The organism is Devosia sp. BK (assembly GCF_032907385.1).
Classification (GTDB): domain Bacteria; phylum Pseudomonadota; class Alphaproteobacteria; order Rhizobiales; family Devosiaceae; genus Devosia.
On the sequence record NZ_JAIMBX010000004.1, the window covers coordinates 65922 to 78740 of the forward strand.

Sequence of the window (12819 nt, forward strand, 5' to 3'; positions counted from 1 at the left end):
GTTCGGGAGCGGGCGCCAGTCTTGCCCCCGAAGCCTTGGAAGGCAAGCGATAAATTGTCACGCTCCCGAGCCCAAAGAGATTGCGTCGAGCGCCGCTTCGATCAAGAGGCGCTGGTGCTCCAGCGCAATGATTCCCGCCTGAGGCACGGGGCAACGTGGCACTGGAATGCCGAAAATGCTGGTCGAAAACGCCGTATCGTCGGGCATGCGGATCAATTCGGGGACGAGATCAACAACCAGCGCCAGATGCACGGCCTCCACAGAGGGCCGCCTAATAATGCCGCGGCCGCGCAGTTCAATCAGCCCGGCAATGGTTTTGGGCGGGGACAGGATGACGTGATCGTCATGGTGCTCGAGATCGACCCGATCATCGGCAACGAGGGCGACCTCGCGCCCTCGGGCGCCATAAAGATCGAGCAGATAAAGCGCGAGCAGCGACTTGCCTGAGCCCGAGACGCCTCGGATGAGAATGCCGTGGCTATCGATGGTAATGGCAGTGGCGTGAATGTTTTCTCGCTGATTCATGGAGAGATCCCCCCCTCCCAACCTCCCCCATCAAGGGGGAGGTGCCGCATCGAGTGCGTGGCACGATCCCACCTGAAACACAGTCCCTTCACCTCCCCCTTGATGGGCTCCGAGCCGTACCGAAGGGCAAATCGCTCCAGTGGAGCGATTTGAGGAGAGGAGGATGGGAGGGGGTGTCGAGAGCCACAGACCACGAGAGAATTACCGCCGCGCCTTCGGCAACGACACCGTAAACACCGCGCCCGACCGATCCGTCCGGTTATGTGCCCTGATCGTCCCCTTGTGCGCATCGACGATCTGCTTGGAAATCGACAGACCCAGCCCCGAATGATTGCCGAAGCCGTCGCCCTCCGGCCGATCGGTATAAAACCGCTGGAAGATGCGGCCGACATCGCCGGTGATCCCGGGTCCCTCGTCTGTCACCCTCGCGACAATCATATCGGTCTCGGTCGAGACAGCAACTGTCACCGTGCCATCGGGCGGCGAGAACGACACCGCATTGTCGATCAGATTGGCGAGCACCTGCGCCAGGCGGCTTTCGTGCCCACTGATCACGGTCGAGCCGCGGCCAAGCCGCTTGCCCATCACCACATTGACCCCGCGGCCCGCCGCCACATCCTTCTGGATACCCACCATGGCTTCGGTGAGCTTTTCGATATCGACCTGCTCGGCGCTTTCGCGCGCCAGTTCCGCATCGAGCCGGCTTGCACTCGAAATGTCGGTAATCAGCCGGTCGAGGCGTTTGACGTCATGCTGGATGATTTCGTTGAGCCGCGCGCGATCTTCCGGCTTTTTCGCTAGCGGCAGCGTTTCGACCGCCGAACGCAATGAGGTCAGCGGGTTCTTGAGCTCATGCGCCACGTCGGCCGCAAAGCGTTCGATGGCTTCGATGCGATTGTAAAGCGCGTCCGTCATGCGCCGCAGCGCGCCGGACAGATGCCCGATTTCATCGGGCCGATCGGTCAGGTCGGGAATTTCCGCGCGCGCATTGCCGGCAGTCTGCACCCGCTCGGCCGCCGCAGAAAGCCGTCGCATCGGACCAGCGATCGTGCCGGCCAAAAGCAACGAGAGAGCAATCTGCACCGCCGCCGCAATGAGCGCGATGCGCAAAATGCTCCAGCGCTCCTGCGCCACGACGGAGTCGATATCGCCCGGCGCGGTCGAGAGGAGGATTGCCCCGACCACCGCGCGCATGCGCTGTACCGGCACGGCGACCGAAACCACAAGCTGGTTCTGTCCATCGACACGCACGAAATCTGCCGGCGCGCCTTGGAGCGCCGAAGCCACTTCGGGATAGCGCGTGCCCTCGTCGGCCCCATATTCCTGGTACTTTGAGAACGTATCGCCCGGCGCCCAGGAAATGATGGCGTTCCACCAATCTGCGAGGAAGAAATCCTGCGTGCGCGACGTATCGATCTGCTGCCGGATCACCTCGCCGCGCGCATAGATATTATCGCTATCAAGGATCAGCAGACCCTGCTGGTCATAGATGCGCGCCCGCGTCCGCGTCGGGGTGATCAGGTTCCGCAGCAGCGGTGCGACCCGTTCCGGACTGATCGGAAATTCCAGCGTCGGGTCGAAATAGGACAGCGGGGAAACATTGCCCTGCTGCAGTTCGACCAGACGATCGGGATTGACCGAAATCACATCGCTATCGACCGTCGCCGAGGCGGCGATGGCGGCAGCGATAATTTCGCCCTGCACGCGGAGAGATTGCACGCGAGCGTCGATCAGGCCCGCGCGCCATTGGTTGAGATAGAGAATGCCGACGACGAGGACCAGAAGGCCCGCAAGATTCAGGACGATGATCCGGCGCGTCAGGCTCGAAAAGATCGTGAAATCGATGAAGCGCCGGAAGCCGACGATCAGTTTGCCAAGCGGCATCAGCGCCAGGCGCAGCGCCCGCCGCGAATGCTTGTCGGCAGGCGCCTCTTTCCCCTCGGCCTTGCCGAGCGGCTCATCGAGTTCAGGATCGATCGTGGCCACGTCGGGTCCTATTGCTCCTTGAAGCGATAGCCGACACCATAGAGCGTCTCGATCATTTCAAAATCGTCGTCGGTCGCCTTGAACTTCTTGCGCAGGCGCTTGATGTGGCTGTCGATGGTCCGGTCATCGACATAGACCTGATCGTCGTAAGCCGCATCCATCAGCGCATTGCGCGACTTGACGACGCCTGGCCGCAGCGCCAGCGCCTGGAGAATAAGAAACTCGGTGACAGTCAGCGTCACGCGCTGGCCCTTCCAGGTGCAGGTGTGGCGTTCTTCGTCCATCACCAGCGAGCCGCGCTCGATCAGCGCCTTGCTCGGCACCGGTTCACCCACCGTACCTGGCGCAGCCGAAGGATCGCGCGGCGCGGAACGCCGCAGGATCGCCTTGACGCGCTCGACGAGGAGACGCTGGCTAAACGGCTTGGTGATGAAATCATCCGCGCCCATCTTGAGCCCAAAGAGCTCGTCGATCTCTTCATCCTTGGAGGTGAGGAAGATCACCGGCACATCGGACTTCTGGCGCAGGCGCCGCAGCAGTTCCATGCCATCCATGCGCGGCATTTTGATATCGAGAATGGCGAGATCGGGCCGATCGCTGGTCAAGCCTTCAAGGCCAGAGGCACCGTCGGTATAGGTTGCCACCTGATAGCCTTCGGCTTCAAGGGTGAGGGAGACGGAGGTGAGAATGTTCCGATCGTCGTCCACCAGGGCGATTTTGGGCATATTCTGCCTTTCTTTTAGCGACGCTTATATTCTTTTGGCGAGTTAAGCCGAGCGCGACGTTGCAGGCGACAATTACGTGTTAAATAAGGCGTGGCCAAGTCTAACGCCAGATGACCCATCTCGAAAAGCCTCGGTTCGACTTCCGTCTTACGACCGATTTCCAGATGGTCCGACTGGGATAGCGCGGCCTATTTTGTCTTCAACGGCGCCGTATCCGGCCCCTGATGGAGACAGAATATGCGCGTCGAGGACCATGCCAGCCTGCGTCGAGATATCGCCGAGTCGGCCCTTTCGGTGAGCGAAAACGCCATCGCGCCGGCTCTGGTTGCTGCGGCGCTTGCCGGGAACGGCGCCAAACTCACCGCCCATGGCGCAGTCTCGGTCGAAACCGGCGCCTTTACCGGCCGCTCGCCCAAGGACAAGTTCATCGTCCGCGATGCCGCAACTGAAAACACCGTCTGGTGGGACAATGCCGGTGCGTTGACCCCGGCCCAGTTCGATCTGCTGCTCGCTGACATCAAGGCCCACCTTGCCGGCCAGGCCCTCCACCGCCAGGACCTGATCGCAGGCGCCGATCCGCGCCACCAATATGGCGTTACCGTCCTTACCCCCAGTGCCTGGCATGCGCTGTTCATCCGCAATCTCCTTATCCGCCCCGGCGAAGGGATCGACGCGGCGCCAGACGCCATGCCCGTGACCATCATCCACGCTCCGCTTTTCACGGCCGACCCGGCCCGCCACGGCACGCGCACCGAAACCGTCATAGCCCTCGATATGGCGCGCAACATCGTCCTTGTCGGCGGTACGCTCTATGCCGGCGAAATCAAGAAGAGCGTCTTCTCGCTTTTCAATTTCCACGCCCCGGCCAATGACGTCCTGCCCATGCACTGCTCGGCTAATCTCGGCCCCGATGGCGAAGCTGCGCTCTTCTTCGGCCTCTCGGGCACCGGCAAGACGACCCTTTCCAACGACCCGCACCGTCCGCTGATCGGCGACGACGAACACGGCTGGAGTGCAGATGGGGTCTTCAACCTCGAAGGCGGGTGCTATGCGAAAACCGTCAAACTCAGCGCCGAAGCAGAGCCCGAAATCTTTGCCGCCACCCGCAGCTTCGGCACGGTGCTCGAAAATGTCATTCTCGACGACGCGCATGTTCCTGAATTCGACGACGTATCGCTGACCGAAAACACCCGCGCCGCCTATCCGCTGCATGTCCTCCCATCCATCGCCAAGGGCAGTGTCGGCGGCACGCCAAAGACCGTCGTCTTCCTCACCGCCGACGCCTTTGGCGTGCTGCCTCCGCTCGCCAAGCTAACGCCGGATCAGGCCGTCTACCACTTCCTCTCGGGTTACACCGCCAAGGTTGCCGGCACCGAGCGCGGCGTCACCGAGCCGCAAGCCACTTTCTCGGCCTGTTTTGGCGCGCCCTTCATGCCGCTCCACCCCACAGTCTATGGCGAGATGCTCGCCGAGCGCCTCGAACAGAGCGGCGCGCAGGTCTGGCTCCTCAATACCGGCTGGACCGGCGGCGCCTATGGCACCGGCAAGCGGATCGACATCGCCTCGACCCGGCGCCTCCTCACTGCAGCGCTCGACGGCACGCTCGACAACGCCCCGACCCGCACCGATCCGCTCTTCGGCTTCGACGTCCCGCTCTCGGTCGAAGGCGTCGCCCCCCGCCTCCTCGATCCGCGTCAATGCTGGGCCGATACCGACGCCTATGACCTTCAGGCCACCAAACTCGTCGACCTCTTCCGCAAGAATTTCGCCAAATTCGGCCCCACCGCCGACGCCGATGCCGGCCCGCAACTGGCGCAAGCAGCGGAGTGAGCGGTTTCATGACCGAACGACAAGGGGCGCTCCGGCGCCCCTTTTTGTGTGTCTGAACTTTCGCAGTGAGATGCAATCGGGGCGCCCGCCCCCCTCGCCAACCCTCCCCGCCAGGGGGAGGGTGAAGGACCGCGATCTTGAATAGACCCCACCCACACTGGATACGGCACCGCCCCCTTGACGGGGGAGGTTGGGAGGGGGTGCTCACGAGCATGAGGCAACAGGTGCCACTGGGGATTCGCACCCAACGCAAACAAAAATCCCCGCTCACGCGGGGATCCAACAACTCACTCTCAACAACCGCCAATCAGTTCGGCGCGTAAAAGATATGCGCCCCGACCTCAGCCACGCGGCTATAGGTATACGACCACGACGGACGCACATTGGTCGTGTGATAGAACAAAGCCGAATCCGGCACGGCGCCGATTTCGTCGCCCATCGCATATTCTGCGTAGACATCCTTGGCGAGTGCGGTTGAACGGGCCCAGGCCTGGCGCTCGCTCGGCGCGTCATTGTTGCCGTCGCAGGCAAAGGTGAACTGGCAGCGATAGCGGCCGTTCTTGGCGCCCTGATAGATCACACCGCAAAGCGAAGACGGATATTTGTCGGAACGCGCGCGGTTGACGATGACATTGGCTACGGCCAATTGGCCGGCTTGGCTCTCGCCGCGGGCTTCGTGATAGATCGCCTGCGCGAGGCAATCGCGCTCGGCATTCGCCACCTCGACGCGCTTGGCCATCGGCTCATAGCCCGAGGCGATATAGGCATCGAGCAGTTCCGGGGTCACGGTCGGCTTGTGCTCTGAAACCGGCTTCATAAAACTGTCGATGGCGGAAAGCGCGGTATTGCCGCCGGCAAGCGAACCGCGAGCGATATAGCCCATCAGCATTTCATTGGAGAGCGGCAACTGGATGCCGGCTTCGGTCACGTCGACGGCGCGTAGCTGCTGCTGACGGGCAACGTAATTGGTGAGAAGTGCGGCAGTCAGTTTCTGCTGGCCCGGTGCCAACGGCAGATCGGTCGCACCAAGCGCGGGCTGCGAGCGCAATTGCGCGATCGGCGCGGGAATGGCGAGCGGGAGAACGAAATCGGCTTTTTCGTTGGCACGAACCACAAGCGGAGAAGCGATGAGCCCTGCGACGAGTGCCATCGCACCCACCACCGCCGCCTTGGAAGCGGCACGCACAAACCTAGCCCGCCAAGATGCAGTCAATGCCCCGTCCTTGCCCCTGAGCTCAGCCGGTACCTCCGGTGAGCCTTCTGGTGGAGTCTTGAGACCCCTTCATTGTGGGCTGCACACTAGCCAAGCCCGCAGTGAGATGGAAGCCGAAATTTACGCTGGGTTAACCATACGCCTTAGCTTCTTAAGGTAGGGTTAATGGGCAAAGCCGCGAAAGAAAACCCATGAAATTCATGGACTTGCCGCATGCTCAGCAAAGACTTTCGGGGATTGTTAGAATTTTATGCGCTTTTGGACGCGATCAAATCTTAATGTGGACCCGAGGGCTGATGCGGATGCGCAAAAGCCAACGCCCGCTTTCGCGGGCGCTTCAAGGAGACAAAAAGACAAGAAGACCTAACGGCGAACCGGGAAGGCGGCCGCATGAACATGGGTCAGGCTTTCCATCACGGCGATCCCCAAAGCGAGGATTTCTTCGCTTGGATGGACGAGGTCGGGGACCATGATGGTCTGCATCCCGGCCGCATGCGCCGCGTGCACCCCGGCATAGCTGTCTTCGAGCGCGAGGCAATCCTTGGGTGCCACATCGAGCCGCCGCGCCGCCGTCAGGTATGGCTCGGGATGCGGCTTGGGGTGAGTCACATCATCCCGCGTCACGATCGTTTCGAAGAGATCGAGCAACCCGGCCGCTGAAAGGTGATGCTGGGCATGGGGATTGCGCGACGAGGTCGCTACCGCCGTGCGGATATTGTTGGCATGGAGCGCCGCGATAAAGTCGCGCACACCGGCCTTGACCGGCACGCCGCCATGCGAGCGCTCGCGCATGCTGACGCGGCATTTTTCGTCGAACAGCGCATAGGGGAAGCTCACGCCATAGGCTTCGAGCAGCAATTGATTGGTGCGCTCATGGCTGCCACCGACCATGGAACGATGCACATCGTCGGTCATTTCAAAACCGAGATCGGCGCAGACTTCGAAGACGATGGTCTTGAACACCGCTTCGGTGTCGAGCAAGGTGCCGTCCATATCGAAGATGGCGGCTTGAAAAGGAGCAAGCTGTATCATCCCGCATGATATAGGCCGATTTGATTGACCGCGCCATAGAGGCGCCTGCATCGGAGCCTTGCATGCCGGATGCGATACGGAGAGCGCCATGACCACTTTCATCCCCGCGCGCCGCCACGCCGAACTCGGCCCCGATTTCTTCGATCCCGTCCGCCCCGCAGATTTCCCGCAGACTGTTTTGCGCCATCGCGATCAGCGCTGGGCCGAGCGCATCGGGCTTAGCGAGCTCAGCGAGGCCGAATGGCTCAATCATTTCGGCCGTTTCGCGCCGCTGCCCGGTTCGCTCCCTCAGCCCCTGGCGCTCCGCTATCACGGCCACCAGTTTCGCAGCTACAATTCCGATCTCGGCGATGGCCGCGGATTTTTGTTTGCCCAATGCGTCGACCCAATTGACGGCCGCCTGCTCGATTTCGGCACCAAGGGAACAGGCAAAACCCCGTGGTCGCGCGGGGGCGACGGACGACTGACGCTCAAGGGCGGCGTACGCGAAGTGCTCGCCACCGAAATGCTCGAAGCCTTGGGCGTCTACACATCTAAGAGCTTCTCGCTCGTTGAAACCGGCGAAGCGCTTTATCGTGGCGACGAACCCTCGCCCACCCGCTCCGCCGTCCTGACCCGGCTCAGCCATAGTCACATCCGCATCGGCACCTTCCAGCGCCTGGCCTATCTCGAGGACACCGAAAACCTCCGCCGCCTCGTCGATTATTCCATCGCCAACTATTATCCGCATCTCGCCGGCGCATCCGATCCCGCCGCAGCCCTCCTCGAAGCCGTCGTTGAAAAAGTCGCAAACCTTGGCGCACAATGGATCGCCGCCGGTTTCGTCCATGGCGTTCTCAACACCGACAATATCAACATCACCGGCGAGAGTTTCGATTACGGCCCCTGGCGGTTCCTGCCGGTCTATGACCCCGATTTCACCGCCGCCTATTTCGATGAAACGGGCCTTTATAGCTTCGGCCGCCAGCCCGACACCCTAGCCTGGAACCTGACGCGCCTCGCCGAATGCCTGGTACCGCTGTCGAGCATCGAAGCGCTTGAGCCCGCACTCAACACCGTCTGGCCCACCTTCCGCACCGCCCTCCCTCTCGCCATGCTCGCCCGTCTCGGACTCGAACCCCGCAGCGAGGACGACAACAATGCCTTCGTCACCGCTCTTTTCGGTTTCCTCACCGCCAGCAAGGCGCCTTACGAACAATTCTTCTTCGACTGGCGCGGCGGCGCCCTCAGCGCCCAACGCGCCGCCCAAAGCCCCTCCACCGAATTTTACGCCAGCGATGCCTTCCGCCCCGTCGCCAACGCACTCGAAGCTTTCGCGCCCACTGCAACCGTCAATCTCGCTCATCCCTATTTCGCCCGATCAAATCCGCGCACCATGCTAATCGACGACGTCGAAGCCATCTGGGCGCCGATCGCCGAGAATGACGACTGGTCGTTATTCCATCAGACCTTGCGAGAGATCGGCGAAATGCGCGAAGCCTATGGGGTGAAGATCTAACGCCACTCAACTACTATGCCGCCACACTATCCCCGGAGGACCTTATGCCCATCTACGCCCTCGACGGCATCCACCCGGACATTTCCCCCGAGATCGGCTACCTCGCCCCGTCCGCGACAATCATTGGCGATTGCCATCTCGGCCCCGAGGTCGGCATCTGGTTCGGCGTGGTTCTCCGCGGCGATATCGAGCCGATCCGCGTGGGCGCGCGCTCGAACATCCAGGAAAACTGCGTTCTTCATACCGACAGGGGCTTTCCCCTCACCATCGGGGAAAACTGCACCATCGGCCACAGCGCCATCATCCATGGCTGCACCATAGGCGACAACACGCTGATCGGCATGGGCGCCACCGTGCTCAATGGCGCGAAAATCGGAAAAAACTGCCTCATCGGCGCCAATGCGCTTGTTACCGAGGGCAAGGAGATCCCCGACAATTCCCTCGTCGTCGGCGCGCCCGGCAAAGTGATCCGCACGCTCGATAAAGCGGCCATTGCTGCATTGACCGCATCGGCCGATCGCTATGTCGAAAATGCCAAGCGCTTTGCGAGTGGGTTGGTGGAAGTGCATCGCCTGGCGGATTTCGATCCGGCCTGAAGCACCACTGGCATCTTATGGCAGCATAACATCCACGCGCAGCCCTTCGCCGGGCCGGCTCTTGATGGAAATATTGCCGCGGTGCCGCTGGACGATGTGCTTGACGATGGCGAGCCCCAGCCCCGTGCCCTTCTTCTTGCGGCTCGTCTCGGCATCGATGCGATAGAACCGTTCGGTCATGCGCGGCACATGCTCGGGCTCGACGCCGGGCCCATGGTCGATAACGCTCACGAGGTGCTTGAACCCGCCGCGCTCGATGGGGACGAGCGAGACATCGACCGTCTTGCCGTCCGCGCCATATTTGATGGCATTGTCGATGAGGTTTTCAAAAACCTCATAGAGCTGGTTGCGATCACCGGTCACCATCACAGCGCCTTCGGGCAGGGTGAGCACAACATCGAGTTCAGCAGCCTTGGCCTGCGTCTGCAGCCCTTCGCGCACTTCGCGCAACAGTGCGGCGAGGTCGACCGAGCCCGTCGGTCGCACATGCTGATACATTTCGATGCGCGAGAGGCTCAAGAGATCATCGATCAGCCGGCTCATGCGATCGGCCTGGCCGCGCATGATGCCGAGGAACTTTTCGCGCGCCACCGCATCGCGTGCCGCGGGCCCCAGAAGCGTATCGATAAAGCCAAGCAGCGAGGCCAGTGGCGTGCGCAATTCGTGGCTGGCATTGGCGATGAAATCGGTGCGCATGGCATCGACGCGCTTGAGTTCAGTGAGGCTCTGGAAAGTGACGAGCAGGTGCCGCCCGCCTTCGCTCAGCCAATCGCTATCGGGTTGGCGAATGGGCGCCACGGTTACCCGGTCCCAGGTTTCGCTGGGCAGGGTTTCATGCAGTTCGAAACTATGCGGCATGCCGGTGCGCAGCGTCGCATCCACCGCCGAGACGAGGTCGGGATTGCGCATGACAAGGGTCAGAACCTTGCCCGGCTGCACATTGGGATATTGCCGGAGCGCGGCCCGGTTGCGATAGGCGACGGCTCCGCGCTGGTCGAGCACGAGACAGGCTTCGCCCAAGGCCTCGGCAAAGGCGGCCATGACGGTATCGGTATTATCCGGCGCCTCGAGCACCGGCGCGGGGGCTTCGACGATCCGCATCACCTCGCGCACGGGCAGCGGCAGGAAGGCGACGAAGCCGACGACGAACCCATAGGCCAGGATGGCCAGATCAGGCCGCAGATTGCCAAAAGCCACGAGCGCGACAAAGAGACCGGCAAGACCGATGAGCAGCCCGGCATAGTGCACAAGACGGGACAGCAGGGGCTGCGCGCCATAAAGAGTTTGGGCCGATTGGGAATCGTCCATTTTGGGCCGCCGAATCAATCGCTTGCTCCCGCCTCTTGCGCGGGACCCCCGTTTTTAGCACGGTGCATGTAACAACGGAGCGACAGCGTGAGCGATCCCTTTTTGAGCTTTGACATCGACAATCCCGAACTGCCCCATGCCATCGATAAGGCAGCCCTCAAATCGGGCGGTTTTCCCTATGACAAGAAGCTCGACCGCACCGAGTATGACATGCAGCTTTATGCCCTGCAAAAGCAGCTTGTGCTGCTCCAGGCGCATATGGCCAAGGCCGGCGAGCGCATCGTCGTCGTCTTCGAAGGCCGCGATGCCGCGGGCAAGGGCGGCACGATCAAGATGATCATGGAAAACCTCAATCCGCGCTACAATGTCATTGCAGCGCTGCCCAAGCCCAATGATCGCGAGCGCACACAGTGGTATTTTCAGCGCTATATCGATTGGCTCCCGGCCGCGGGCGAAATGGTGCTGTTCGATCGCTCCTGGTACAATCGCGCCGGCGTCGAACCTGTCATGGGCTTTTGCACCCCGCAAGAAACCGAACTCTTCCTCGAAGAAGCCCCCGAATTTGAAAAGCGCCTGACGCGCGACGGTATAAAACTCTTCAAATTCTGGCTCTCGATCGGCCGCGAAATGCAATTGAAGCGCTTCCACGATCGCCGCCATGACCCTCTAAAAACCTGGAAGCTCTCCCCGATCGATCTCGAAGCGCTCAGCAAATGGGACGATTATTCCAAGGCGCGCGACCGCATGCTCGAGCGTACCGACAGCAAGCACGCCCCCTGGACCGTCGTCCGCGCCAACGACAAACGCCGGTTGCGGCTCAACGTCATCCGCACCCTGCTCGATGGCTTCGAATTCGATGGCAAGAACCCCAAGGCGATCGGCAAGATTGACGACAAGATCATTCTGTCGGGCGAGGAATTTTTGAAGATGGATGGGGAGTGAGGAATTTTCACTAGAAGCTTTTATTCGGGCTCACCTCCCCCTCCCCAACCCTCCCCGCAAGGGGGAGGGTGCTAGACTGGTGGCTGCGAACAACTATTGCCCCAAACGGGATGCGGCACCTCCCCCTTGACGGGGGAGGTTGGGCGGGGGTGCGGGAGCCTCGATTCCCAAGTGATTAAAAGCCGGCAATTACTTCAAAAATTCCTTCTCCACCAAAGCCCCCTTGTGCCCGATCACCACCCCGGCCACTCGGTGCGCCTCTTCCGCCGCCTCGCGGATCGATTTGCCTTCAAGCCGCGCTGACAGATAGCCGCCGTTAAAACTATCCCCGGCCCCCGTCGCATCGACAACCTTCTCCACCGGCTTGGGCGAAATGCTGACCCGCTCCGTTGCCGTCGCGATAAACGCTTCCTTCGCCCCGTCCTTGACCACCACCTCTTCCACCCCCAGTTCGAGATAGCGCTCGGCGGTGTCTTCCACCGTCTTGTCGCCAAAGAGCGGTGCTTCGTCCGAGTGCGTGGGCAAGACGATATCGCAAAGGCTCGCCGCTGCCGTCAGCACCGAAGCCATCACCCTTTGGCTCGACCACAGCGCCGGCCGCAGATTGGTATCGAAGGCGATTTTTGCGCCATTATCCCGTGCCTTGACGATCGCCCCGAGCAACCGTCCGCGCGCCCGAGGCGCGAGGATTGCGAGCGTGATGCCCGAAAAGTAAACCAAGCTCGCGCCCGCAACAGCCTTGTCGAGCGCCGCCTTGTCGTCCGCCAAGAGCTTCGCCGCCGACTGATCGCGCCAATAGGTAAAGTGCCGGTCACCCTTATCCTGATGGATCATATAGAGCCCCGGCCGCCGCTCCGGCACTGTGCCGATATGGTCGGTGCCGATATCGTTGGTCTTGAGAAAAGCCCTTATGTCGTCGGAGTAGCGGTCCTTACCGAGCGCCGTCACATAATCGACGCCCCAATCCTTGCCGAGCAGGGCGCGCAGATACCAGGCGGTGTTGAGGGTGTCGCCGGCATAGCCGAGGCGATAATTCCGGTCCTCGCCGCCGCTCATTTCGATCATGCATTCCCCGATGCTGACGATCCGCTTGCCGGCCATGACGCTTTCCTCCTCAGTTCTACTAACGCTTATGCCGGGCGCAAAATCTTGCCGCAAGCCCAC

Annotated in this window: 11 protein-coding genes; 4 read left to right on the plus strand and 7 right to left on the minus strand. The window is 61.5% G+C overall.

The annotated features are described in order from the left end of the window. Positions 1–57 precede the first annotated feature (57 nt). From DevBK_RS19060 to DevBK_RS19070, 3 genes are all read right to left on the minus strand, one after another. Positions 58–525 (minus strand): HPr kinase/phosphorylase, encoded by a 468-nt coding sequence (locus DevBK_RS19060; RefSeq protein WP_062628920.1) that lies wholly within the window; start codon positions 523–525, stop codon positions 58–60. A 201-nt stretch (positions 526–726) separates the two neighbouring features. Next, complete coding sequence (locus tag DevBK_RS19065) at positions 727–2511, minus strand: stimulus-sensing domain-containing protein (RefSeq protein WP_317186605.1); 1785 nt, start codon at positions 2509–2511, stop codon at positions 727–729. Between the two features lie 8 nt (positions 2512–2519). Continuing rightward, on the minus strand, positions 2520–3236 hold the full coding sequence (locus DevBK_RS19070) for a response regulator transcription factor (RefSeq protein ID WP_061911734.1): 717 nt from the start codon (positions 3234–3236) through the stop codon (positions 2520–2522). Between the two features lie 237 nt (positions 3237–3473). On the opposite strand from DevBK_RS19070, the gene pckA reads away from it, so the two are divergent. Next, entirely contained in the window at positions 3474–5066 is a 1593-nt protein-coding gene (gene pckA, locus DevBK_RS19075; protein WP_317186606.1) for a phosphoenolpyruvate carboxykinase (ATP), read from the plus strand. A gap of 307 nt (positions 5067–5373) precedes the next feature. On the opposite strand, the gene DevBK_RS19080 is transcribed toward pckA, so the two are convergent. Both DevBK_RS19080 and DevBK_RS19085 read right to left on the minus strand, forming a co-directional pair. Further along, complete coding sequence (locus tag DevBK_RS19080) at positions 5374–6216, minus strand: cell wall hydrolase (protein ID WP_317186607.1); 843 nt, start codon at positions 6214–6216, stop codon at positions 5374–5376. A gap of 426 nt (positions 6217–6642) precedes the next feature. Continuing rightward, the gene (locus DevBK_RS19085) at positions 6643–7311 is read right to left on the minus strand and encodes an HAD family hydrolase (protein WP_061911732.1); all 669 of its coding nucleotides are present in this window, start codon (positions 7309–7311) and stop codon (positions 6643–6645) included. An 88-nt stretch (positions 7312–7399) separates the two neighbouring features. Here DevBK_RS19085 and DevBK_RS19090 point away from each other — a divergent pair, with 88 nt between their 5' ends. Both DevBK_RS19090 and DevBK_RS19095 read left to right on the plus strand, forming a co-directional pair. Continuing rightward, complete coding sequence (locus DevBK_RS19090; protein WP_317186608.1) at positions 7400–8809, plus strand: protein adenylyltransferase SelO; 1410 nt, start codon at positions 7400–7402, stop codon at positions 8807–8809. A gap of 44 nt (positions 8810–8853) precedes the next feature. After that, the gene (locus DevBK_RS19095; protein WP_317186609.1) at positions 8854–9405 is read left to right on the plus strand and encodes a gamma carbonic anhydrase family protein; all 552 of its coding nucleotides are present in this window, start codon (positions 8854–8856) and stop codon (positions 9403–9405) included. 15 nt (positions 9406–9420) lie between these two features. Here the strand turns inward: DevBK_RS19095 and DevBK_RS19100 are convergent, their stop codons facing one another. Next, positions 9421–10713 carry a sensor histidine kinase gene (locus DevBK_RS19100; RefSeq protein ID WP_317186610.1) on the minus strand — a complete coding sequence of 431 codons (1293 nt, stop codon included), beginning with the start codon at positions 10711–10713 and terminating at the stop codon, positions 9421–9423. Positions 10714–10800: 87 nt separating this feature from the next. Here DevBK_RS19100 and ppk2 point away from each other — a divergent pair, with 87 nt between their 5' ends. After that, complete coding sequence (gene ppk2 / locus DevBK_RS19105) at positions 10801–11655, plus strand: polyphosphate kinase 2 (RefSeq protein ID WP_317186611.1); 855 nt, start codon at positions 10801–10803, stop codon at positions 11653–11655. 189 nt (positions 11656–11844) lie between these two features. Here ppk2 and DevBK_RS19110 read toward each other — a convergent pair whose 3' ends face one another. Continuing rightward, positions 11845–12756, minus strand: a complete 912-nt coding sequence (locus DevBK_RS19110) for a sugar kinase (protein WP_317186612.1) — start codon at positions 12754–12756, stop codon at positions 11845–11847. Positions 12757–12819 lie beyond the last annotated feature (63 nt).